The 26,053-nt window shown below is 40.0% G+C and carries 21 protein-coding genes and 1 tRNA gene; 1 reads left to right on the plus strand and 21 read right to left on the minus strand.

From position 1 onward, the window contains the following. Positions 1–30 precede the first annotated feature (30 nt). The 21 genes from BFP71_RS18030 to tsaD all read right to left on the minus strand — a co-directional run bounded on the left by BFP71_RS18030 (position 31) and on the right by tsaD (position 21,490). Entirely contained in the window at positions 31–405 is a 375-nt protein-coding gene (locus BFP71_RS18030; RefSeq protein ID WP_069836802.1) for a cytochrome C oxidase subunit IV family protein, read from the minus strand. A 13-nt stretch (positions 406–418) separates the two neighbouring features. Next, positions 419–1,183 (minus strand): cytochrome c oxidase subunit 3, encoded by a 765-nt coding sequence (locus BFP71_RS18035; protein WP_069836803.1) that lies wholly within the window; start codon positions 1,181–1,183, stop codon positions 419–421. 12 nt (positions 1,184–1,195) lie between these two features. Then, positions 1,196–1,780, minus strand: a complete 585-nt coding sequence (locus tag BFP71_RS18040) for a cytochrome c oxidase subunit 3 (RefSeq protein ID WP_069836804.1) — start codon at positions 1,778–1,780, stop codon at positions 1,196–1,198. Continuing rightward, complete coding sequence (gene cyoE, locus BFP71_RS18045; protein ID WP_069836805.1) at positions 1,780–2,682, minus strand: heme o synthase; 903 nt, start codon at positions 2,680–2,682, stop codon at positions 1,780–1,782. The genes BFP71_RS18040 and cyoE overlap by 1 nt, the downstream gene beginning before the upstream one ends. A 1-nt stretch (position 2,683) precedes the next feature. Then, the gene (locus BFP71_RS18050; protein WP_069836806.1) at positions 2,684–3,718 is read right to left on the minus strand and encodes a COX15/CtaA family protein; all 1,035 of its coding nucleotides are present in this window, start codon (positions 3,716–3,718) and stop codon (positions 2,684–2,686) included. Further along, positions 3,699–5,582 (minus strand): cytochrome c oxidase subunit I, encoded by a 1,884-nt coding sequence (locus BFP71_RS18055; RefSeq protein WP_069836807.1) that lies wholly within the window; start codon positions 5,580–5,582, stop codon positions 3,699–3,701. The genes BFP71_RS18050 and BFP71_RS18055 overlap by 20 nt, the downstream gene beginning before the upstream one ends. 21 nt (positions 5,583–5,603) lie before the next feature. Next, the gene (locus BFP71_RS18060) at positions 5,604–6,638 is read right to left on the minus strand and encodes a cytochrome c oxidase subunit II (RefSeq protein ID WP_069836808.1); all 1,035 of its coding nucleotides are present in this window, start codon (positions 6,636–6,638) and stop codon (positions 5,604–5,606) included. Between the two features lie 20 nt (positions 6,639–6,658). Continuing rightward, positions 6,659–8,071, minus strand: coding sequence for a quinol:cytochrome C oxidoreductase (locus tag BFP71_RS18065; RefSeq protein WP_069836809.1), 1,413 nt, complete (start codon positions 8,069–8,071; stop codon positions 6,659–6,661). Between the two features lie 18 nt (positions 8,072–8,089). Then, positions 8,090–8,725, minus strand: coding sequence for a c-type cytochrome (locus BFP71_RS18070; RefSeq protein ID WP_069837157.1), 636 nt, complete (start codon positions 8,723–8,725; stop codon positions 8,090–8,092). 13 nt (positions 8,726–8,738) lie between these two features. Then, entirely contained in the window at positions 8,739–9,272 is a 534-nt protein-coding gene (locus tag BFP71_RS18075; RefSeq protein WP_069836810.1) for a DUF3341 domain-containing protein, read from the minus strand. 2 nt (positions 9,273–9,274) lie between these two features. Beyond that, the gene (gene nrfD, locus BFP71_RS18080; RefSeq protein WP_069836811.1) at positions 9,275–10,639 is read right to left on the minus strand and encodes an NrfD/PsrC family molybdoenzyme membrane anchor subunit; all 1,365 of its coding nucleotides are present in this window, start codon (positions 10,637–10,639) and stop codon (positions 9,275–9,277) included. An 18-nt stretch (positions 10,640–10,657) separates the two neighbouring features. Continuing rightward, the gene (locus tag BFP71_RS18085) at positions 10,658–13,762 is read right to left on the minus strand and encodes a TAT-variant-translocated molybdopterin oxidoreductase (RefSeq protein WP_069836812.1); all 3,105 of its coding nucleotides are present in this window, start codon (positions 13,760–13,762) and stop codon (positions 10,658–10,660) included. 29 nt (positions 13,763–13,791) lie between these two features. Then, entirely contained in the window at positions 13,792–15,039 is a 1,248-nt protein-coding gene (locus BFP71_RS18090; protein WP_069837158.1) for a cytochrome c3 family protein, read from the minus strand. Between the two features lie 511 nt (positions 15,040–15,550). Further along, positions 15,551–15,624: transfer RNA gene (locus BFP71_RS18095), tRNA-Cys, on the minus strand. A 117-nt stretch (positions 15,625–15,741) separates the two neighbouring features. After that, positions 15,742–17,850 (minus strand): 30S ribosomal protein S1, encoded by a 2,109-nt coding sequence (rpsA, locus tag BFP71_RS18100; RefSeq protein WP_069836813.1) that lies wholly within the window; start codon positions 17,848–17,850, stop codon positions 15,742–15,744. Between the two features lie 169 nt (positions 17,851–18,019). After that, positions 18,020–18,517 carry an HNH endonuclease gene (locus BFP71_RS18105; protein WP_069836814.1) on the minus strand — a complete coding sequence of 166 codons (498 nt, stop codon included), beginning with the start codon at positions 18,515–18,517 and terminating at the stop codon, positions 18,020–18,022. Positions 18,518–18,526: 9 nt separating this feature from the next. Further along, complete coding sequence (locus tag BFP71_RS18110) at positions 18,527–19,315, minus strand: C40 family peptidase (protein WP_069836815.1); 789 nt, start codon at positions 19,313–19,315, stop codon at positions 18,527–18,529. A 1-nt stretch (position 19,316) separates the two neighbouring features. Further along, on the minus strand, positions 19,317–19,784 hold the full coding sequence (gene smpB, locus BFP71_RS18115; protein WP_069836816.1) for an SsrA-binding protein SmpB: 468 nt from the start codon (positions 19,782–19,784) through the stop codon (positions 19,317–19,319). Positions 19,785–19,787: 3 nt separating this feature from the next. Then, a complete protein-coding gene (locus tag BFP71_RS18120) occupies positions 19,788–20,180 on the minus strand; it encodes a thioesterase family protein (protein WP_069836817.1) in 393 nt (130 codons plus the stop codon). A gap of 6 nt (positions 20,181–20,186) precedes the next feature. Continuing rightward, a complete protein-coding gene (locus tag BFP71_RS18125; RefSeq protein WP_069836818.1) occupies positions 20,187–20,477 on the minus strand; it encodes a hypothetical protein in 291 nt (96 codons plus the stop codon). Beyond that, positions 20,477–21,490 carry a tRNA (adenosine(37)-N6)-threonylcarbamoyltransferase complex transferase subunit TsaD gene (gene tsaD / locus BFP71_RS18130; protein ID WP_069836819.1) on the minus strand — a complete coding sequence of 338 codons (1,014 nt, stop codon included), beginning with the start codon at positions 21,488–21,490 and terminating at the stop codon, positions 20,477–20,479. The genes BFP71_RS18125 and tsaD overlap by 1 nt, the downstream gene beginning before the upstream one ends. On the opposite strand from tsaD, the gene BFP71_RS18135 reads away from it, so the two are divergent. Beyond that, entirely contained in the window at positions 21,490–26,043 is a 4,554-nt protein-coding gene (locus BFP71_RS18135) for a translocation/assembly module TamB domain-containing protein (protein WP_069836820.1), read from the plus strand. The two genes, tsaD and BFP71_RS18135, sit on opposite strands and share 1 nt — an antisense overlap. Positions 26,044–26,053: the final 10 nt, after the last annotated feature.

Below are 26,053 nucleotides of genomic sequence, written 5' to 3' on the forward strand. Positions count from 1 at the left end.
ATTCCTTGTTAACAATATAAATTCTTAAAGTTAATGGTCACTTTCAACGTGTTCTGTCGAAGGTTGATCTACATCAACAATTCCTCTAGCATCTTTAACAGCAGCACCTTCTAGGTTTACAAGTGCTACGATCAACCAAACGATGAAAATCATTGGTAGTACTACTGAATACATCAATCCTTTTACTTCATGCCCCAAGTGCATGAATTCTGATACAATGAAGAATGCTTTCCAAATCGTTAAGCCAATGAATATGATTGACCTTAGGGTTCCTGCATCCATTAGAAAAGCGAAGAGATACTCTACAGCTGTAATCAGTGCCATGAACAAGGCAATTTTCCAAATGCCTCTAATTACACTCTTTTGTGCCGGTTGAACGACTACGTTAGTTGTTGTTTGTTCCATGATAAAAAGTCTGTCAGATCAAATAGAAGAATGTAAATACAAATACCCATACGAGGTCTACAAAGTGCCAGTATAAACCAACCTTTTCGACCATCTCGTAATGTCCTCTTCTTTCATACATGCCGTTAGCAGCATTGAAGAAGATAAGAATATTAAATACGACTCCAGAAAATACATGGAAGCCGTGGAATCCTGTAATGAAGAAGAACAGTGCCGCAAATGCTGGCGGCCCGTATTGACTATAATTCAAGTTAGCGCCTACAATTTCATAGTCAGTAACCCAAATACCATTGATCAACACATCGCCAATAGTGGCTACGTCTGTTCCTGAGATAAAGTGAGACCATTCCCAAGCTTGGCAGCTTAAAAAGGCAAAACCACCTATAATGGTCCATAACATCCACTTCACCACATTTTTCTTATCCATTCTATGACCAGCTTCTACGGCTAGTACCATTGTCACGGAACTTAGAATCAGGATGAAAGTCATTAGACCTACGAATACCAGTGGCAATTCAACACCGTGAAAACCAGGAAAAGCCTCATAGACCTTTTCAGGAATTGGCCAGTATTCTGTAGAAAATGTGAACGCTTCCGGATCACCTTTATAAGCAGGAGCACTCCATCTTAGAAAGGCATAAGTAATTAAGAGACCAGAAAAGGTAAATGCATCTGATAGTAGAAAAAACCACATCATCAGCTTACCATAGCTCGCTTTGAGAGGTTCCATTCCTCCTCCCCACAAGACTCTTTTACTTACTGTAGCAGTAGTTGCCATAGAACAGTTTAATTAATGATTCAGCAATAAAAAAATGAATAAATAAATCCACAAACCTCCTAGAAAGTGCCAGAACGTAGTTGACATATCCATGTTCAACATATTCTTTGAGTGCACCTTATACTTGAAGGAAGCGATTAACATATATAACAAATATAATATTCCACTTACTAAGTGTAATACATGAAGCCCTGTAAACACATAAATGAAGCTCCCGCCGGGGTTACCGACAAAAAACACACCTGCATCTACCAACTGACCCCAAGCTTGGAATTGCCCATATATGAAAGCAATACCGAGTATCATCGTAAGAGACAAGGCCAATTTGACCTGCTCTAGTTTATCCTTTTTCGCAGCAAGGTATGCCCACTGCATTGTAACACTACTCACCAAGATAATCGCCGATGTATACCATAACATTTGTGGTATATCGTAGATTAACCAATCTCCATCTGCTTGCCTTACTATATGAGCACTCGTAAAGGCGGCGAATATCATTACCACCGTAACGATGAACAACCACATGGCGAACTTCTTAGGATGCATTGCCAGCGGTTGCTGCAATGGCGCGTCTACAAGTTTATAATCTTCTGTCATCAGTTTACTATATCTAATAGGTAAGCAATTTGAACGATAGGCAGATATAAAAATGAGCCGAACATAATCCTTAAAGCCGATTTTCTCGACGGATCGCGCATCAACTTAATAGTAGATGCTAAAAATAGGACACCACAAATGGTGGCCACTACACCTGAGTTTATTCCAGTTAAACCAAAATAGGTCGGCAGTAAGCCCATAGGAATTAAAAACAGGGTATATGTCATTATTTGAAATGCTGTCTTCATGTCCTTTTCACCTTTAACAGGTAAAAGTTTGAATCCAGCCTTTTTGTAATCTTCATCTGAAACCCATGCGATGGCCCAGAAATGAGGAAATTGCCAAATAAATTGGATTCCGAATATTATTAGAGCTGCATGGTTAATATCGCCTGTAGCTGCAGTCCATCCCAATAATGGTGGTAAAGCCCCTGGGATAGCGCCCACAAAAACAGCGATCGGCCCGACTCTTTTGAGCGGTGTATAAACAAAACTATACAACACCATGGATAGCGTGGCTAAGCCTACGGTTAACCAGTTGGTAGAAATCATTAAGACGTATAGTCCAACAGTCGCCAATATTCCCGCAAACCATAGTGCTTCTGATCCTGATAGTCTGTTCGTCGGAATTGGCCTTGATTGAGTTCGCTTCATCAGTTTATCGTACTCTTGCTCCCAAACTTGGTTCACTGTACAAGAAGCACCACTGATCAGAAATCCTCCAACAAAGAGCATAGTCAGTTGCAACCAATCTACCCTTCCTCCCATGGCAAGGGTATAACCAAAAGCAGATGAAAAAGACACCAACAATGAAAGTCGCATCTTAGTCAACTCGATATACGCTTTGGCCTTTTGTGCCAAAACAGTCGATACTTTAATATTTGCTGAATTACCTGATATCATCTCAAGCAAACTCTTTTTTATGGTTAATACGGAGTAACAGATAATACTGCACACCTATGATTAATGTCCCTAACAACAAATGTATTGGCTGAATAAATGCTGGTACGCTGAAATATGCCATTATAGCTCCACTCAGAATTTCTATTCCGACAATAGCTACTAGCCACTTCATAGCGACTTTTAGCTGGTGATTCTTAGATAAAAGGAAAAACAGATAAACATGTAAAACCAAAAGCGCTATAGAATATGATCGATGAATGAGGAATGTTAAACCTAGGTTTTCTATCCACTCATTACGTGCGGCAATCTTTGCTATTTCGTCTATTCCCTCTCTTACTTGTGTACCTAGTACAATTTGTACTAATGTCAATGTCAAGCAAGCAATGGTTATCCATTTCAATTTTGAAGAATCATCAGTTATGGTATCAAAGTCATTTCTTTTCGATCTGAAGTAGACGTAAATCAATAAGCATACAATCAGTATGGCTAACAACATGTGAATGGTAATCATCCACTGAAGCAGATTTGTACTTACTACGATCGATCCGATCCAACCTTGGAAACCAACCAATACAAATGCAATAAATGAAAGAACTGTGATGGGTCTATCTTTCTTCCAGTATCTGGTCGACAGTACAAAAGTACCGAAGATCAGTAGGCCGATAACCGCACCTATCAAGCGGTTTACATATTCTACCCAGGTTTTTACTGCATTGAAATCTTCTTCTTCAAGAATACTTGGATCGTTTTCAACCTGATAAGCCAAGTCATCAAATCCCAAGGCAGTTAAGTATTTGGCGAATTTTACATTCTTCGCAATTCGTTGCTGAACATAATCTTCTTTATAGTCTTTCGGAAGTTGGTCAACACTCGTAGGAGGCACCCAACTTCCGAAACATTTAGGCCAGTCGGGACATCCCATTCCTGAACCTGTACTTCTTACTATTCCACCAATTGCTATTAATAAATAAACAGCTATGATGGTGACGGCAGTAAACCGTCTAAACAGTCTCTGTTTAGTGTCCGCTATTTGCATCCACTACGATCTCCGCTTCCGCATCTTCTTTCTCCAATGCAATCAAATCATTCTCATGAGGAAGATTCGACTCAAGCGTTTCTGAGAACGGTATGTGCTGAGGAATGAAATCATCTTCCGCACCTGGCTTAGAGTAATCGTAAGGCCATCTGTATACTTTAGGAATCTCACCTGGCCAGTTTCCGTGTCCTGGTTCAATCGGAGTCGTCCACTCTAGTGTATTAGACTTCCAAGGGTTAGCTGGTGCTTTTCTACCTCTATACATACTGTAGAAGAAGTTGAAAAGGAATATAAACTGTCCTACGAAAGTCGCAATAGCTGCTACTGAGATGAACATGTTCAAGTCAGTAAAACCACTAAACGCTTCAAAGTTTGTAAACGAGTAGTATCTTCTTGGGAACCCTGCAATACCTATGTAGTGCATTGGGAAGAACACAGAGTAAATACCTATGAACGTTAGCCAGAAATGGATATAACCCAATTTCGCGTTCATCATACGACCAAACATTTTAGGGAACCAGTGATAAACACCTGCTAGTAATCCAAATGCCGATGCTGCACCCATTACGAGGTGGAAGTGAGCCACTACAAAGTAAGTATCGTGTAGCTGAATATCGATGGCCGAGTTACCTAGGAATATACCTGTAATACCTCCAGAGATAAATACTGACACTAAACCAATTGAGAACAACATGGCTGGTGTAAATATGATGTTACCTCTCCATAAAGTCGTTAGGTAGTTAAATACCTTCACCGCAGATGGTACCGCGATAATTAATGTCAAGAACATGAAGATTGACCCTAAGAAAGGATTCAATCCTGACACAAACATATGGTGTGCCCATACAATAAATGACAAGAATGTAATACCCAACATAGAAACAATCATGGCTTTATAACCAAAGATTGGCTTTCTAGAGTTTGTCGCTATAATTTCTGATGTAATACCTAGTGCCGGAAGTAATACAATGTATACCTCAGGGTGACCTAGGAACCAGAATAAATGTTGATATAGAATCGGGCTACCACCTACATTAGATAGTGCCTCTCCTCCAATATATATTTCAGATAAATAGAATGACGTACCGAAGCTCCTATCGAACACTAATAAAAGTGCCGCAGCAAATAATACTGGGAATGAAAGTACACCAATGATCGCTGTTAAAAAGAAGGCCCAAATTGTTAATGGCAACCTTGAGAAGGTCATTCCTTGTGTTCTCAAGTTAATTACCGTTGTAATGTAGTTGATACCTCCCAGCAGCGAAGACACAATAAAGAACACCATTGCTACCAGCCATAGGGTCATACCCATACCAGAACCTGGCATGGCCGTTTGAATGGCGGAAAGCGGTGGATAAACTACCCAACCTCCTGATGCAGGTCCTGTTTCTAAGAACAGCGATATAAACATTGTAACGCCTGATAAGAAGAAGAACCAGTACGATAACATGTTCATAAAGCCTGATGCCATATCTCTAGCACCAATCTGTAACGGAATTAGGAAGTTTGAGAATGTTCCACTTAAACCAGCCGTTAATACAAAGAATACCATAATGGTACCATGCATAGTTACTAGGGCTAAGTAGAATTCTTGATCTAATTGTCCTGTCTCAGAAATCCATCTACCTAATAATGGTTTTAACCAACCAAGATCAGCTTCAGGAAAACCTAGCTGTAATCTGAAAATCGCAGACATTGCTGCACCGATGATGGCCCAGAAAATACCTGTGATAAGAAATTGCTTCGCAATGACCTTATGGTCCATTGAGAAAATATATTTTGATACGAATGACTGCTCATGGTCGTGATCGTGATGATCCTCCTCATGTGCATGAACATCGATATGTGCTGCTGTAGTTGCCATATTCAATGATTATTTTTCTTTTTATTCGTTTATACCTGTTGTTACTAGTGCCAGTTCTTTCAAATCTTCAGGCACCTGACTCATGTATTCTGGATGTTTAGAAAGCCAAGATTCTTGGTCTGCCTTCCACTCACGATACTCCTCTGGCTCCAAAACCAATACATTCTTCTTCATACTAAAGTGTCCTTTTCCACAAACCTCAGTACAAGCCAATTCATAATTGAATTCTGGATTCCCCTCCTCAACTCTCATCTCAGCTGTAGTTTTGTTCGCTACAAACCAGAATTGAGTTGGCATACCTGGCACAGCATCCATTTTCACTCTCATATGAGGAATAAATACACTGTGTAGTACATCTCTTGCTCTAATCTTAAGTAATACAGGCTCTCCTTTAGGAATTACCAGACTGTTTGAAATAAAGTCATCGAAATTAGACCTGTCAGTTAGATCCTGACCATGAGCATTTACTGCGTCTATTAGTCGGTAATCGAAATCTCCTACTTGGTTATCGATACCACCATATCTAAGAGACCATTGAAATTGGTACCCCATTATTTCTATTTGCTCAGACTCTTCCGGCGCTTCACTCATGATACCGTCCCAAGCCATCCAGCCTGTAATCACCAGCCATGTTAATACGATGGCAGGAATACCCGTCCAGATTACCTCTAGCTTATTATTATGCGGATAAAATTCCGCTTTTCTATTTTCCTGATATCTGTACTTATAAGAGAAAATGAATAATAGAATATTGGTTACGGCGAATACCAAACCAGTAATCCACATTGTTCTCCAAAACAATTTATCAGTTAACTCACCGTGTTCAGACGCTACCGGTGGTGTATAGGCATCGTAATTAGCCCATGAATACCAAATTGATAGACCAAAGAACATTACCATGAACACAATCATCATGACTGCATTGGTATTATTACTTCCGGTTACAACTTTATCCCCTGTTCCCTTCACAATGTCGAATAATCTACTGATCCTGAAGATCACTAGTAGAATAGCGACAACTAAGAAAACCGCAAGTGCTATATAGAAAACGAACATATTGTTATTTAATCTATTTTTTAAATATGGTGATGTTTTGCTTCTTCCAACATTGGGTGATTCTTAGGCACAAGTGCATAAGACGATAATGCTTTCATGACAACAAATAAGAATGCTGCCCCAAACATTAAATACATTCCGATTTCGGTTAACCCGAATGAACCAGACTCACCTAACGTTCCTGGAGTAATCATTAAGTAAAAATCAACCCAGTGACCAAGTATGATCACAATACAGGCAATTTTCAAGAATACATTCAACCTCTTCGCATCCCTTGTTATTAAGCACAAGAATGGGAAGAAGAAATTCATGATCAAATTCACAAAGAATACCGGTGCATATTTATCGCTGATCATACGCTCAACGAAGTACACAGATTCCTCAGGAATATTTGCGTAATAAATCAGTAAGAACTGCGAGAACCAGATATAAGTCCAGAAAATACTGAATGCAAATACAAACTTACCTAGGTCATGCAAGTGGTTAGCTGTAACTTGTGTTAAGTAACCAGCTTCTTTCAATAACACCGTGATTAGCGTAATCAATGCTAGACCAGCTACAAACCAACTAGCGAATACGTACCAACCAAACATGGTCGAGAACCAGTGAACGTCAATCGACATTACCCAGTCCCAAGCGGAAACAGATGAAGAAACAGCAAACACTAATAAGAAGGCTACTGAATATCTTCTGAGTTTGTACCAGTAAGAATCTCCACCCATTTGATCTTCCAAATTAGATAGGTCTCTCAACTTTTTAAATAGGAAGTACCAAGCGGCAAAGAAAACTACCATTCTGAGTACGAAGAATACTGGGAAAGTCCCTGGTTCAGATAACAAGTAAAAGAACCCACTCTTTCCAGCAATCAATGCATCGAAATGTGTATTGATTGACCCATCTTCAAGAAACTCTGGGTACAAATCCGCATGTGTCCAGTGAAATATATCATGACTGAACAATAGGAAGGTTGCAATCATTAAAACACCCGCTGGGAGTATCCAGTGTGCCATTGACAGTGGTATTCTAATAATATAAGCAGACCATCCTGCTTGAGCCGCATATTGTATTGCAAAGAAAAACAAGCCAATTAATGCTAGCCCGGTGAAATAGATATTATTAATCCAGAAATCTACTTTAAACCTATCAAACCAAGATTTTTCGTGGCCACCACCGTGATCACCTTCCACTGCGTGTCCATCACTTTCTCCATGACTAGCTTCTGCTTCATGGTGATCGCCTTCAGACTTTTCAGAGGTTGCATGGTCACTGCCATGATCGTCAGCGCTCGCTAGCTCTGTATGATCACCTTCTGCTTCTCCATGGCCACCACTTGGCAACATTGCTCCTACAGCCAACAGCACAGCGCCTACTATAAAAGCAATAACTAGCTTCCTTTTTAGTCCACCGTTAAAATCAAATACTTCTTTCGACATTTTACTATTCTTTATCTGTTACTGTTGCTGTAATTCTTTTACATATCTAGCGATTTTCCATCGCTTCTCTTGGCTGATTTGTGATGCATGAGGCATCATTCGTCCATAACCATGAGTAATTACATAAAATACATGTCCTTGTGACAAGTCTCTTTTAGCTGCTGAATTGTAGGCTGGAACTCCTAAGTACACCTGTCCTACTTTTGCGTCAGTGCCTTCGGCATCTGAACCTTGTCCTTTAGATCCATGACAGTGGTCACAATATAAGTTGTACAACCTTCTACCTTCAGCTTTAATTTCTGGTGTATCAGGAAGTGGATTTTCAACTTGGGCAGCTGCAACCAAATCAGCTTTTTCGAATCGATATGGCAGCATTCCATCCGCAGTTCTTCTCACCGTTCCTGCTACTGGTTGTCTTACATTTTGTCTATTTGGATTGTTCGGATTAGAGTTATAAAATTCTCCTTTTCCATCTTCCCTATTACTCAACCATTGCCCTCTGTCTTCATCGACAATTTGAGTCAGTGGCTCGTAAGGTACAGAGTGATACATCTGTGGGGCATATTCCAAGCCAGGATTATCTCCTTTGGCCGTACATGCAGAAATCACAACTACAAGTACTAGGGGAACTAAAGCTTTTAATTTATGGATCATAACTATCTTAAGCTTATTCTTCAACTTTCTTTTCATTGACTTCTAAAGCACCTGAGTCCTTCAGCGCGCTTTCTATCTGACCTACGTCCATGGCTTTATTTTTAGCCAAGTCAATCGCCAAAACGTGTCTGTCATCAGTGATTCTGATATCCAATAGCTTTGGATCTTTCCAAGGTTTCAAATCGCTTGAAACTAAGAATGTACCTACCATGCCAAATGCTGCCAAGAGTACCGTTAACTCAAATGTTACTGGTACAAAGTCTGGAAGTGCTACGTAGTTCTTACCACCAATAATCATTGGCCAGTCGATACCTAGCATCCAAATTTGCATGGTAAGTGCTAAAGTGGTTCCTAACATACCAAACATGAAAGCAGCGATTGGTAATCTGGATTTCTTATAACCTAATTCATCATCTAGTCCGTGAACTGGAAATGGTGTATAAACCTCATGAATTTTAAGTCCAGCCGCACGAATCTTTCTTACTGAATCTAACAGTACATCTTCGTCATCGTAGACGCCAATAATAAAGTCTTTAGAGTCGCTCATGATTATGCAGGTTGTTTTTCTGAAGATGATTTAACAATACTCTTAACCTCAGCCATGTTGATTACAGGGAAGAACTTCGCGAAAAGGAAGAAAAGTGTAAAGAACAGACCGAATGTAAATAGGTACACTCCCATGTCGTAAATCGTTGGGTAGAACATTGCCCAAGAAGATGGCAGGTAATCTCTGTGTAGCGAGGTCACGATAATTACGAAACGCTCGAACCACATACCAATATTCACAATGATGGAAATGATGAAAGTTGCTGCAATGCTAGTTCTGATCTTTTTAGACCAGAATAGCTGTGGTGAAATCACATTACAAGTCATCATAGACCAATATGCCCACCAGTAAGGACCATTCATTCTATTATAGAATGCATATTGCTCTGCAGGAACACCAGAATACCAAGAGATAAAGAACTCTGTGATATAAGCTATACCTACGATCGAACCTGTCACCATAATTACGATGTTCATCAGTTCGATATGCTCAATAGTAATGTAATCTTGAAGTTTAAATACTGCTCTTGTTACAAGCATTAGGGTTAATACCATGGCGAAACCTGAGAAAATCGCACCAGCAACAAAGTATGGTGGGAAAATCGTGGTGTGCCATCCAGGTATTACTGAGGTAGCAAAGTCAAAGGATACAATGGTATGTACTGAAAGTACTAGTGGTGTTGCTAAACCTGCCAAGATTAATGATACAGACTCATATCTAGACCAAGTCTTTGCAGCGCCATCCCATCCCAATGATAATGCACCATAAATAGTTTTTCTTAAGCCGGATGCTCTATCTCTGATTGTCGCGAAATCAGGTACTAAACCGAGGTACCAGAATACAAGTGATACAGAGAAATAAGTAGAGATCGCGAATACGTCCCAAAGAAGTGGTGAGTTAAAGTTCACCCAAAGGGAACCAAAGGTATTTGGAAGTGGCAAGGCCCAATATGCACCTAACCATGGTCTACCCATGTGCAAGACTGGGAACATAGCAGCACAAATAACTGCGAAAATTGTCATTGCCTCAGCCGCCCTGTTAATAGCCATTCTCCATTTCTGACGGAAAAGGAGTAGTACTGCTGAAATTAGCGTACCAGCGTGACCAATACCAACCCACCAAACAAAGTTGGTGATATCCCAGGCCCATCCTACTGTTTTATTTAATCCCCACATGCCGATACCATCCCAAAGGGTGGCCGCAACTGCTAGGAACCCAATACCAAGGGTAACCACTGATATACCAAAAGCCATTCCCCACAGCTTTGAGGGTTTAGCCTCAACCTGGCGACAGATGTCTTCAGTAACATCATGAACGGTTTTACCGCCTGTGATTAAAGGTTTTCTTACTGACGAAGTAACCTGCATATTCTTCTCGGTTTAAAATTAAGCTTCAGTTGATTTATCCTTATTTCTAATCTTAGTCATGTACCACACATTCGGGCTGACGTTGATTTCTTCCAGTACATGGTAAGCACGCGCTTCATTCACTTCTCTTTGTGTGGCGCCTTCACCATCTTTTTTGTCTTTAATCTGAAGTAACTTCGAGATTTCAGAATTCGGATCGTTAAGATCACCAAAAGTCAATGCATCAGATGGACATGCAGATGCACAAGCCATTTGAATTTCACCATCCTGTGGTCTACGACCTTCACGTTTAGCAGTCAATTTACCTGCTTGGATACGCTGTACACACATCGTACATTTCTCCATTACACCCCTAGCTCTTACCGTAACATCTGGGTTCAATACCATTTTACCCAAATCGTTATTCATCGCTAAGTTCTTATCGAACTTGCTGTTGTCGTGGTATTTGAACCAGTTAAATCTTCTGACTTTGTAAGGACAGTTATTCGCACAATATCTTGTACCAATACATCTGTTGTAAGTCATTTGATTTAGTCCTTCCGAACTATGTGTAGTTGCCGCAACAGGACAAACAGTCTCACAAGGTGCATTATTACAGTGCTGACACATCATCGGTTGGAAAGTAACCTCAGGGTTTTCAGCTGCTAATTCTAATTCTTTATTGCTACCAGCAGGATTAGCGGCAGAATAGTATCTATCGATTCTAATCCAAGCCATTTCTCTCCTATTCAATACTTCCTCTTTACCAACAACCGGAATATTATTTTCCGCCTGACAAGCCACGGTACAAGCAGAACAACCTGTACAAGAGTTCATATCGATGGTCATTGCCCAGTGGTGATTGCTATACTCGTGACCAGACCAAAGGGTAATCTTAGAAGGCTTCACATATTCACCTTCTTTATAAATCTTCGGATGCCATCTTCCAGCATCGCTATCTTTCTTGTATTCAGGAAGAATTGACTCTTGGATCACATTCTCTCTTCCCATGAAAGTTTGGTGTGTTTGTGTTTGTGCAATTCTATAGCTTTCACCAGTTGCACTTACACCTACTCCTGCCATTACATCCATGGTATTGGCACCATTTAGCTTTGTAATGAATGGGTATGCATTAACACCTACTTCATTTCCCACTCTACCGGCTTTAGTTCTACCGTATCCAACTGCAAGACCTAAAGTACCTTTTGCCTGACCTGGTTGTACAAGAACAGGAACCTTAATAGTTGTTCCATTCACTGTTAAGTCAACCAATTGCGTTTCACCCTCTTTTAAAGTGATACCCATTTCTGTGGCATCCGCAATTGACATGGTCAAGTAGTTATCCCAAGTAGCTTTCGTTACTGGGTCAGACATTTCTTGTAACCAAGGGTTATTTGCCATCGAACCATCGCCAATACCCATTTTTTGGTAAAGCGCTAGTTCAAAGCCAGAACCTGAAGTCTTATAATTTTGACTGATACTAGTCGCTGCAACAGTGGCAGCATCAGTATTGTAAGTAAAATCTTTATTGTTACCTCCTGTCTCAAAAACGCCATCAAAAAGCGATTTATCCCAGAACATTTGGAAATCAGAGGTGTCAGATTGTTTCGTGAAGAAATTCTCTCTCCAGTTATTTTGTAAATACGTGTAGTATTCAACTGGCTGACCTGCCCAAGTCAAGAATGACTCCGGAGCTTGTCTAGTTTTAAAGATTGGTGCAATCGTCGGTTGAAGAAGACTATAGTGACCTTCTCTCAATTCAGCGTCGTTCCACTGCTCTAAATAATGATGATCAGGCGCTACATATTTAACGGCTGATGCTGTTTCATCCATTCTATCGGAAGTGGAAACTGTTAGGCCTACTTTAGATAGTGATGCTGCTAGTGCACTAGCGTCAGCTGAATCGTACAAAGGATTACAGTTAAAGAAGATTACAGCAGAAACTGACCCACCGTTCATTTCTTTTACCAATGCACTCATGTCTTGGTCATTACCTTGACGGTAGTGTACAGGAGCATTAGCATTGATAGTAGTACCGTAGTTACCCAACATGGCATTAATACCATTCACGAGCACTTGTACCATTGGATCGTTAGATCCACACACAACAAGCGACTTTCCTTTGTTTGCCCAAAGCTCTTCAATCGCTTTGGCTGCGTGATCTACAGCCGCACCACCACTTACTCTTGCCTGACCTGCCTTAGCAGCAATTCCATTATACATGGCCGCTACCAATGGTCCTACTTGAGATGGTTTAATTGGTGTTCTGTAATCCGCATTCGAACCTGTTAAGGATAGGTTCGATTCAAACTGGAAATGACGAGACATCTCTTTGTGATGGTCGTTGATCTTTCTAGTCTTGCTGTATTGTTTTGTGAATTCAATTGGAGAAATCCATGTACCTAAGAAATCAGCACCAACACTTACTATTGTATGTGCTTTACTGAAATCATATGATGGTATCATAGCTTCGCCAAAAGATCTTCTATTTCCTTCGGTGATTCCGTAAGCTGAAGCCGCATCATAAGTAACATGCTTCGCTGTAGGGAATTTTGAAACAAAATCACCAACCGCTCTTTTAGTCGTCGGACTTAAAACAGACTGGCTGATAATTCTAATTTGGCCACCTTTGGCCGCTATGCTATTTAATTGGGCAGAAATTTCTTTATCAATTGTTTCCCAATCTGCTTCGTAGCCTTCTTTCATCGGGCCTACAAGTCGCTCTTTGTCGTAAAGTGACAATACAGACGCTTCTACTTGAGCGTTCGTACCACCTTGACCGATTGAACTGTACTTGTTGCCTTCAACTTTAATAGGTCTACCTTCTCTAGTTTTTACGACTACGCTTACCGCGTCTCCGCCATTTACATAGGTAGATGCATAATAATTAGGTATAGAAGGATCTACATCAACTGGTTTATTTAAATAAGGTATGGCCTTTCTCACAGGAGCCTCACAAGAAGCAAGAGATACTGCGGCTATACCGAAACCCATTAATTTTAAGAAATCTCTTCGATTGCTGTTACCGCCTTCGTCGCTAACAGGAAGGTATTCTGGAAATTCACCTTCGTTCTTTTTAACAAACTCTGTATCGTTTGTCAATTGCTCTATTCCTTTCCAGTATGTTTTTTGATTTTCTTTCATTGTCTATCAATAAGAAATCGTCTATTCAATTAATAGTGGCACTTAGCACATTCCAAACCACCGATATCAGCCACTTTTAATGGCGTCTTTGAGCTCTTGTTATGTAGCTCTACCAATTTGTTGTAGTAGCCATTGCCTTTAGAATTTACATCCGTATTTCTATGACAATCTATACACCAACCCATTGTTAGTGGAGCGTGCTGCTTCACTACTTCCATTTCTTGAATCTCGCCGTGGCAAGTCTGACATTCAATTTGCCCAACTTTCACGTGTTGTGAGTGATTAAAATAGGCCAAGTCAGGTAAGTTGTGTACCCGTACCCATTCGATAGGCTCGCCAGTCTCCTGTGCTGTGTAAAGCTTTTTGATTTCAGGAGAATCAGTTTTAATCTGACTATGGCAATTCATACAAATGTTAACCGAGGGGATATTGGCAGATTTACCAATCTCAACTCCAGTATGACAGTACTGACAATCAATCTCATATTGTCCAGCATGTATTTTGTGTGAAAAAGCGATAGGCTGCTTTGGAGCATATCCTTGCTGAACTCCAACAGTATACAAACCGTCGATAACGTTTTTCGCAGCCAGGACAATGACAAGGAAAGTTATGATTCCAATTACTGTCGGGCTTTTTACAAAGGCAGATAAGCTGAATTTCTCATTAGCAATTTCCTCATCCTGCTCAGAAAGATCTTTTTGATCTTGGATGTATTTTCTCATCAATTTAACGATGAGCCCTAATACACCAAGAATGAGTACCAATACTATAATCAGTACCACGATGATAATTTGTAGATAGGCAGAAGGAACTCCACCTTCACCTGATCCGCCAGCTCCTGGAGTACCAACATTAGTATCCGCAACTGGAATATCAGGATTCTCCTCCGCATCCCTCACGTAAGCAAGAATTGCCATGATTTGATCATCATCAAGATCAAAGGCAGCCATAGCAGACGGTTTATACTCTTCCCACAAGGCTACAGCCTGAGGATCACCGTTTTGAATCATTACCTGGGAATTTCTTATCCAAGAGTTGATCCACTCAATTTCACGTCGATCATAAATTCCTGCTAAATCTGGCCCTACCTTCTTTGACCCAACAGCATGGCAAGTATTACAAGTGTATTCACTAAATAAACTTTTACCAAGATTGATTGTGGCTTCATCGGTGGGAACAGCGTCTCTCTGAGCATATAAATTTGCTCCAGAAAAAACAAAACAGCATACCATCAAGCATGCTGTCGCAAATCGGACAATGGTTGTTTTCGCTACCATGTAAAATACATTTTTAATCACAGACCTACTTCAGGTTGAAAATCTAGCGCCAAAGGTAATATCGGATGGCCGTAATTCAAACTAAAACTATACGGCATTTTACGGGTACTAAGCGCTCAAAACGACATTTCAAATGACTGTTTATCAAACAGTTGCAGCGTTATTGTAAGCCAAATATCTTATTTAGAATTATTATAAATAATATTAATTTGGATATTCTAAGCAGCCTTTTGCGTTAAGGCCCTGATTTGGCCATTCTAGTTCCCAATTCTAATCAAAATAGTCACCATTTTCGGACATATTTTTCCTGAAAATCTTCTACTAATTGAATAGGGACTTGATTTGTAAAAAGCAATTGAAATTTTCAATCGCAATCGTCGATTGGAAAACGATTTACTAAGCCCTCATATAAAGGTATTTTCGACGCTAAAAAGGAAGGACTCAAAGGGTTTGAAAGTGGTTTTTGAAATTAAAAACCAACAAAAAAAGGAACCTAAAGTAGGTTCCTTTCTGGAGGCGTTGAGCGGATTCGAACCGCTGTACAAGCTTTTGCAGAGCTCTGCCTAGCCACTCGGCCACAACGCCTTTTGATTGAGTGCAAAGCTATTAATAATCGTAAACTGCACCAATTTTTCAACGATTATGTCAATAAAAAAAGCATCCCGAGTATAAACTCAGGATGCTATCTATTTTTCTCAGAGATTACTCTTCAGTAGTCTCCTCTGCTGGTGCGTCTGCTTCATCAGTTTTAGCCTCTTTTTTGGCTTTCGCCTTCGGCTTCTCTACTTCAGCTTCTTCAGCACTCGCTTTCTTCTTATCTGCTGCTTTCTTTGCATTAGCCTTTTTGGTGTTGTCTTCCATTTCAGCTTTCAATGCAGATAGTGCATCAAGATCTCCTAACGTAGAACCACTGTCCTCGTTCTTCATCAACTTAGCTTTCGCTTTTGCAGAACCTCCACCTGACTTAGGTCTTCTTGCACTACTAGCGCTTGTACCTAATTTTTCAGCTGGTGCAGTGTGAGTATACGTATGAGACATCACAATTCTCTTATCATCTTTAGAGAATTCAACTACTACAAAATCAAGTGTCTCGCCTACTTCAACATTAGATCCGTCAGCTTTCTTCAAGTTTTTGTTCGTTGCTATACCTTCAAGTCCGTAAGGCAATTCTAAGGTAGCGCCTTTATCGTTTTTAGAGATCACAGTTGTTTTGTGCGTAGAACCTGGTGTAAATACAGTCTCAAAAGTATCCCAAGGATTCTCTTCTAACTGCTTATGTCCAAGTGCCAATCTCTTATTATCGATATCTAGCTCCAGTACTTGTACTTCAAGCTCATCTCCAACTTTTACAAATTCAGATGGGTGCTTGATTTTCTTAGTCCAAGAAAGATCAGAAACGTGAACAAGACCGTCAATTCCTTCTTCAAGCTCGATGAATAAACCAAAGTTTGTTAGGTTTCTAACAATTCCGCTGTGGTTAGTACCCACACCGTACTTAGTTAATACATCTTGCTTAGTCCAAGGATCCTCAGTCAATTGTTTGATACCTAGAGACATTTTTCTCTCATCTCTATCTAGAGTCAATACAACTGCCTCAAGCTTGTCTCCTACAGAAATAAAATCCTGTGGATTTCTTAAATGCTGAGACCAAGACATTTCTGAAACGTGAATCAATCCTTCTACACCTGGGTGTAACTCAAGGAATGCACCGTAATCTGCAACGTTAACGATTGAACCTTCAACTTTAGATCCAACTTCGATACTTGCATCAAGTTTATCCCATGGGTGCTCAGTCAATTGCTTCATACCCAATGAAATTCTCTTCTTGTTGTCATCGAAATCGAGTACAACAACATTAACTTTTTCATCAAGGTTAAGTACCTCAGATGGGTCGTTAATTCTACCCCAAGAAATATCTGTGATGTGCAATAAGCCATCAACACCTCCAAGATCGATGAATACACCGAAGTTGGTCATGTTCTTAATAACACCCTCAAGTACTTGACCTTTCTCAAGGTTTTTAAGGATAAGTGCTTTTTGCTGTTCTAGATCTTTCTCGATCAACACTTTGTGTGATACTACAACGTTGTCGTTAGTGTAGTTGATTTTCACAACTTTTACTTCCATTTTCTTACCTACAAAAACATCAAAGTCTCTGATTGGCTTCACATCAATTTGTGAACCTGGTAAGAATGACTCTACGCCATATACATCCACGATAAGACCACCTTTGGTTCTTCTTTTAACAAAACCTTCGATAACCTTGTCGTTTTCGCTAGCATCTTGGATAAGTTCCCAAGCACGAACGATCTTAGCTTTTCTTCTTGAAAGGACTAACTGTCCTTGTGCATTTTCTTGCTCTTCAATGTAAACTTCAATCTGATCACCAACTTTTAGGTCTGGCGTATCTCTGAATTCTGAAGAACTCACTAAACCATCAGATTTATAGCCTATGTTTAGAACGATATCTCTAGGTGTAATAGACACGACTGTACCATGAATCACCTTCTTCTCTTCGATGGTATTCAAAGTATCTCCGTAAAGCGCTTCTAGGTCTTCTTTCTCTTTGCTAGAGTAACCTTCACCGAACCCGCCGGTTTCAAACGCATCCCAATCAAAGTCATCCTGTACTGGCTCAGCTTTTTTAGCTTTTGCTTTAGGTGCTTTTTTCGGCTCTTCTACTACTTCTTCTGGAGTTGCTTCGGCAACGACTGCTGCCTCTACTTTTTCTTCAGCGGCTGGTGCCTCTGGAGTTGCCTGAGCTGCTACAGTTTCTTCTGCTTGCTCAGACGCTTTTTTTTCTTCTGACATGATAATTTTGCTCTGTATTTACTTTCGCAGCATCCAGAGCGATTCGCTACGAAAATTTTAAACAAAAATCCTATTCCATTGCTGAAAAAGCCGCCTCACTCGAAACGGACTGCAAAGGTAGGAATTTATTTTTTAAATACTGTGTGGTGATTAGGAATTAAATAGAGCACTAATTTAAGCTCAAATACTGGAGCCAATCTTCTGAAGTGAACCCACTAAAATTCCGGACAAACATGACATAGGAAGGCTTAAATGGCTGTTTAGACAATTCCATTTCAGCCTCCTCAGGCGTTTTATTCCCTTTCAAAGAATTACATCGCTTACAGGCCGTTCCTAAATTCGTCCAAGAGGAATGCCCTCCCCTAGACTTCGGCATAATGTGATCTAGGGTCAAATCTTTGCCGCTACCGCAATAAAGACATTTGTTACCGTCTCTTTTGAAAATGTTTTGCCTGGTCAGCATAACGCTCTTAAAAGGAATAAAAATGTATTTCTGAAGCCGTATTACCGATGGCGTTGGGTAAGATCGACCAACAGACCTCATTTGACTAGATGGATCTTCATGAACCAACTCCGCTTTATCTAAATAAATGAGCAAAAATGCGCGCTCAGAAGAACATACTGAAATGGGACTATAGTCTTGATTTAATACTAGTACCCTTCTCATCTTCTCAGTCTACTTTATTACCCTTTTTATTTTGAACAAATGATGGGTGTACTTACCCACTTCAGCATTTAGAATTCCTTTATTATCTAACTGATCGATTCTCACTTTTCCTGAAGCATGAATAACTTCGTTGTTTTCTATAACCAGCCCTACGTGGTTCATTTTACCACTTTTATTGGTAAAAAAGGCTAAATCACCTGCCACGGTTTCCTCGAATTTAACTTCTTCTCCTTTTAGAATCTGCTGTGAAGAATCTCTAGGAAGGCTATATCCCGCTATTCTGAAAACTACCTGGGTAAAACCTGAGCAATCAATCCCGAAAGGCGATCGGCCACCCCATAGATAAGGAGTGTTTAGGTATTTTTTAGCCAAGGAGATCATGGCCGGTATTTCTATTTTCTGATGCAGACTTTTAGATGACCCGTTAAAGGCTACGTTTTCTTCGTCTTTAAAAATTGGATTATTGAGCAGAGGCAGTATAGCGCCGCAGGTAACAAAACTTAACTGTTGATTAAAAAGAATCTTTTCTACAAAGTCAGTACATATTTTATACTCACTGCTATCAATTTGATCAAAATAAGGCTCAGAAATAGTGTGATGTTGTTTTTTATCGATCCACCCTTCGTAGTCATCAAAAGCATTTTTGACCTTCAACCACATGCCGTCATCCGAAGGCTCCACCACTCGATAGTGCTCTCCAAATAGTAGTTGAGAAGTCATTTCAGCAGCATCAGATGGTTTACCGCGCATAGGCACTAAACTCAATCTTACTACCCCATAACTTCCTATTTCACTCATTTTAGAATTTAATACGCTCCATTTCCCGTTTCATATCTTTTTCCTTGATAGAGTCCCGTTTATCGTGAAGTTTCTTACCTCGGCCTAAAACTATTTCAAGCTTAGCAAAACCTCTGTCAGTGATAAACAGACGGGTTGGTATAATCGATAATCCTTTTTCTTTCGATTTCTCACTTAACTTACTGATCTCCCTTTTATTTAGCAACAATTTCCGCTCTCGATCACTCTCGTGATTGTAGTGAGACCCTTGTGCGTATGGAGCAATGTGGAGTTGTTTGACAAAGAGTTCGTCTTTTTTAAAGAAGCAATATGCGTCCTGTAAGTTGACCAAACTCTCACGAATGGATTTAATCTCGCTACCCAATAGTTGTATCCCAGCTACATATTTGTCTATAAACTCAAATTCGTAGCTAGCTTTTCTATTTTTTATGTTCACGGTTTTGGCAAACCGAGGTTTATTCTTTGCCATCTCTTATTCTAAACTAGTGAAAATTTGATTGATCCGTTTTCTGGTCAAAACTTTCTGCCCTGTCTCTCCAACTGCTATGCATCGCTCCCCAACAGATACTTCAATAGAACAAATCAACTCTTGGTTTAACAAACGCTTCACAGTAGCTTTTACCACTACCCGATCTCCAACAAAAGCAGGGGATTTATGATCTATGTGAAGCATGGTGCCAACACCTTCTTCATCATCATCGCACATATCCAACACGAACAAGCGACTTGACCATTCCATTTCTCTCGCTAAAACAAAGGTGCTACAAACGGAGTGAACCGTTCCCGAATCGAAAGTGGCCAAATGATCATCACTGACTCGAAATTCATGAATTTTTTGATCACCTACTTTGAACAACTCCTTCACAATAAATTATGATTTGGGTTGATTTAATTTTAAAATCAGTTTCTCTTTATCTGCCTTACAAGCATTAAGTTCGTTGAATAACTCCTTGTTCTTTTTTGTTAACCACTGATTTTTTTCATCTATCCTGATCGCCAATTTCTCTTCAGGTCTTAGCTTCTCTTTTTGGGTCAAATCAAACTTGAGTCGTTTAATTTCAGCGTTCGCGTCAGCCAATTCTCCATTGAGGTGGCCAATTTCGTCTTTCAAGGCGCTGATATACTTCTTAGCGACTACAAGTTTCTGAAAATCGTTATCCATTAAAATTTCATTCTTGGTAAAGCACTGATAGACTGGTCGACAAACTCTTGTTTTTGGTATTTAAAATGCCCAGCCATGGCGATCATACCCGCGTTGTCTGTACAATATTCAAAAGCGGGTATATAAACTTGCCAATTTTCCTGAGTGGCTAAATCATTTAGTGCATTTCTCAAACCACTATTCGCTGAAACCCCTCCGGCAATAGCAATCTGGTCTACTTTGTATTGCCGTGCCGCTTTACGAAGTTTTTGCAAAAGCATACTCACCAAAGTATGCTGAATACTCGCGCACAAATCGTTCATATTATCTTCAATGAACTTTTCATCCTTTTTCAATTCATCTCGGAGGAAATATAGAATCCCTGTCTTAATGCCACTGAACGAATAACTCAATCCAGGCATTTCGGTTTTCGGAAATTCAAATCGCATTGGATTACCCTTTTGGGCCAAACGATCGACCATGGGACCACCTGGATACCCTAAACCCAGCATTTTTGCAGCCTTGTCGAAGGCTTCACCCACTGCATCATCTTGGGTTTCACCAACTACTTCCATTTCCAAAAAATCTTTAACCAAAACTATTTGAGTATGTCCTCCACTCACAGTTAGGCATAAAAAGGGAAATTTCGGCTTTGGATCATCTATGAAATGAGCCAAAATATGGGCTTGCATATGATTAACTTCAATCAATGGTATATCCAGCGCCAAAGCAGTCGCCTTAGCGAACGATGCGCCTACAAGAAGAGCGCCCATCAACCCAGGACCTCGTGTAAAAGCTACTGCTGATAGTTCGTTTTTGTCAATATTCGCACCCTTCAATGCCTGGTCTACTACTGGCACAATGTTCAGTTGGTGGGCCCTACTGGCCAATTCAGGTACTACTCCTCCATAATTTTCATGGACTGATTGCGTTGCGATAATATTATTAAGTACTTTGCCATTAACAGCGATTGCTGCAGATGTTTCGTCGCATGAAGATTCTATGGCCAAGATTTTGATATCAGCAGAAGGCATTGAAGGAGAAAATTAAAAGATCGCAAGTTATTAAAAAACGGATTGTTAAATCAATTCTGTGGCTTGTACTGACTCCTTTTATTTTATTGGGCACAGTCGCACTACTCATACATCTACCCCCTATTCAAAATTATCTTACCGATCGTATTACTACCTATCTGAGCGAAGGCACAGGCTACAAAACGGAAATAGATTACATCAACATCAAGTGGTTCAATGCGGTCTCGATTGACGGCACACAAATCTACGACCTAAAGGATGTCAAAATGATTGGAATAGACGAGCTGGTGCTTACTTTCAAGCTCAGCGACATCATTGGAAAAACGAATATCGAAACCAAAGATGCGTGGGTCAAAGGTGCCGATGTAAACCTAAGAGACCAGACTACCCTAAGACTCAATATAGATGATTGGGTGATTAAGCTGGCAGAATTACTTGCTGGAGAAAGTACTGCAAGTGCGGGATCAGCTGGATCGTTCAGTATAGATCAAATCACGCTGGTAGATTCCAAATTTAGCATCTCCGATAGTACCAGAGATAGCGTAAAAACTGGCTTTGACTATAACCACTTTCAACTAATAGACTTAAATGCCGATTTACTGAACCTGAAAGCAGTCGCGGATACTTTCCAGATAGATGTTAAACGGCTCACGGCAACTGATAGTCTTTCTGGGTTTAAAATAGACGAACTCCAAACTTTCTTTCGAAACTCGTGGAAAGGCATGGCCTTCTATGAGCTAGACCTAAAAATGGGTAAGTCTAGGATTACAAACGAGGTCGTCTTCAATCACGATCGGCCGGGGCTCATGGGTTACTTTGTGGACAGTGTGTATATAGAGGCCAACTTTGAGGGCACAGTCATTCATAGTGACGAGCTTAGTTATTTCGCGCCAGAGCTAAAAGAATACAACGAATCCGTAGAGATAGATGGCTTTTTTGAAGGCGAAGTTCGAGATTTCTTCTCCGACGAATTCAAGTTAAAATTTGGTGACGGCACCGAGTTGGCAGGAGAAATGCAGATTGAAGGTTTACCTGATGTAAATAACTCCGGTTTCGATATTTTCTTGAATAATTCCACACTAGTAGCTAAAGATTTAGAAAAATATATCGGTAAACGCGCCTTCGAGATCACGGACAAACTAGGTAAGGTGAGACTTAACGGAAGCTTTAATGGATTCATCAGCGATTTTGTAGCCGAAGGAACGTTCGATACTGATATAGGTAGTTTTACCTCAGATACACGAATCACATCGGAGTCTGATGAGCTTCCGACATATAATGGTAGACTAGAAACTGAAAACTTTGATCTAGGCATTTTTACTGGCGACCCCACTTTCCAAAAAGTCAATATGAATGGAGAAATTGAAGGTGCTGGTTTCACACTAGAAGACGCAAATTTTACACTAGGTGCCGATATTCCAAGTATAGGGATTTACGGATATGACTATCAAAACATCGTAATTGATAGCGGAGCATTTGCACAGTCATTTTTCTCTGGAGATTTAGATGTTTCAGACCCAAATTTGACCTTGGTCGCTAAAGGGTCTATTGACCTTAGAGACAATAAAAAGATATTTAATGTAACTGGTCAGCTAGACACCGCACAATTAAAGACACTCAACTTAACAGAAGAAAACATCACGCTAGCGAGTAATTTTTCGCTTGATTTGAGCGGCATAAAACTAGATAGCATCATCGGAAGCATCTACCTCAATGATACTTACTTGAAGTATGAGGAAAATGATATTGTTTTCGATTCGCTCTTATTCAGCTCGCAGAGAAATGATACTGAAAGGGACGTAAGGTTTATTTCAGATCAATTCAATGCGGCATTCATCGGAGAATTTGAATTCACCACACTCCTATCCGAACTCGAAAACATCAACGAACAGTATAAACTTGTTTTTTCCAGCCGTAGAGATGCGGCCATTGCTTTTGCCGAAAAAAATAAGGCCTCAGCATCCAATTTTAATATCCGCTACGACATCTCTTTAGACAATATTAGCCCAGTATTACAGCTTTTTGACACCTCCATTTATGTTTCGAGAAATGCTTTGATCCAAGGACGCTTTACAAATGATTTGATTGAAAACTTTACCTTAAATGCTGAAGCTGACTCGGTAAAATGGGCCAACATCAGATTTTTTAGCAATAGCATTAACATAAATTCCAACAACCTCAAGGATCTCAACAATGTATTGACACTAGGGCAAATCCAGTCAAAACAACAACAGTATGCAAACACTGCTGAAACAGAAGAACTTGATTTGATTGCGATATGGGATGGCCAAAAAATCAATATTGAACAAAAAATCCAGCAAGAAAGCAGTGGCAACAGTACAGACATAAAAGCGCAAGTTGATTTCTACAAGGATAGCACCATTCTTTCTTTCCAAGAAGCGCAACTGGTCGCCCTAAATGAAGAGTGGAATATCTCCGATAATAATCGAATCCTTTTTGGCGAACGCCGTATCGATATAAAAGACCTGAGCATAACGAATAAGGACCAATCTATCAGTTTTGATGGTGCGGTTGCTGTTACAAAAGACTCTGCAAAAACACTTGGCATAGAGTTTAAGGACGTCTCAGTCGCTAATTTGAACACACTTACTACTAAGAGTTACACAGGCAGCCTGAACGGAAAACTTCAGGCTCAAAACCTCTACTTCAACCCGCTGTTATTTGGTGAAATAGAAGTTTCAGAATTGAAAGTCAACAACTTCTTGGTCGGTGACTTAGAGGGAAGTCTTGAATGGAATGATCTCAATAAAAAGTTTGATGTTAATTTCGATGTAGACAGAAACGAAGTAAGAATTATTAATCTTGAAGGTGATTTCTTTCCTTCTAGGGCTACCGATCAACTTGACTTACGTTTGACGCTTAATAATGCAAACCTGAGAATTGCAGAACCCTTCATAGAGGATTATGTCAGTAACATTGGTGGTTTCATGTCTGGAGATTACGCGGTTAGTGGTAACTTTTCCGCGCCTGTTATGAAAGGCGAAGGATTTCTTGAACAAGGAGAATTAAAAGTGAACTACCTAAACACTGACTACAAATTCAACGGATTAGTAGAGTTTCAAAAAGACCTCATTTTATTATCAAATATTGCTCTTAAAGATGCTGAAAATCATGATGCTAGTTTTAATGGAACGATCACGCATGATGCCTTCAAAAACTTTGTCTTGGACATGTCGGGAGACCTCTCCCAATTTCAAGTACTCAATACACCTCCTAATTTAAGTGAACCTTATTATGGAACTGCCTATGGAACGGGTACCATAAACCTCAATGGTGAAGCATCTAATTTAACAATCGAAGCCAACGTCCGGACGGATGAAAACACAAGACTAATTATCCCTATCAGCGAGGGAACTGACTTTACAGATAATCCGGAATACATCACCTTCATTAACAGGAGCGACACTACAAAAACGATCGCTGTAGAAGCAGGAGAAGATGAGGTCAATAAAATTAAAATTGAGGGATTAAAACTAGACCTTGACATTAACGTGACCCCAGATGCGTATGTCGAAATTATCATCGACCCTAAGTCTGGTGACATTCTAAGAGGGAGAAGCAATGGTCAACTGCGGTTAAAAATTGACACCCAAGGAGATTTTGAAATGACGGGTGGGCTAGACATTGTAGAAGGCGGTTATAACTTCTCCTTATACAACGTTATTACTAAAGAGTTTGATATTGAGCGACCAAGTACCATTACCTGGTTCGGAGATCCGTATTCGGCCATTATGGATATTAAAGCCTCTTACTCACAAAACACTTCTCTACAGCCAATATTAGAGCAAACTGGTGCTGCCGTTGAAAATGCAAATGGAGGTGCCGCTGTAAATAGGCGTTTTCCTACGAAAGTACTGCTGGGATTACAAGGGCCAATGCTTTCACCCAATTTCAATTTTGATATCGATTTAAGTTCAGTACAAGGCCCAGAAAATCAAGTGGCCATCAACGCTTTCCAGAACATTATACAAAGTGATGAACAAGAACTCAATCGGCAGGTACTAAGCTTAATCGTTTTAAACCGGTTCTCAGATCAAGGCGGTTTGACTATCGGCGGGAATACGCCTACTCAAAACGTGAGTCAGTTTTTATCGAATCAGTTTAGCCAGCTAATTGCTCAACTGGACGACAATTTAGAAGTCGACCTAGACCTTGATTTACAAGAATGGGATACGGAGGCATTTAACACCTTCCGATTAAGACTCTCATATACTTTCCTAGATGGAAGACTCAGAATAACAAGAGAGGGCGGCTTAGTCGGACTCGCTGATGTAAATAGTATTGCCGGCGATCTTACCGCAGAATATTTACTGACGGCAGATGGTCGCTACAGAGTTAAGGTTTACTCAAGAAATAATTATGATCTTATTAATGTTGTTTCTAACTCAACAACTACTACTACTGGAGCTAGCATAACACAAACAACAAGCTTCAATAATTTACGAGAGTTCTTTTCAGGGGTAAATCGCAATCGAAAGAAAAGAAAGGATAAGAAGAAAAAGGAAGAAGATAATGATCCTGGGCTGAACTAATTCTTATTTG

The sequence above is a fragment of the Roseivirga misakiensis genome (assembly GCF_001747105.1).
Lineage (GTDB): Bacteria > Bacteroidota > Bacteroidia > Cytophagales > Cyclobacteriaceae > Roseivirga > Roseivirga misakiensis.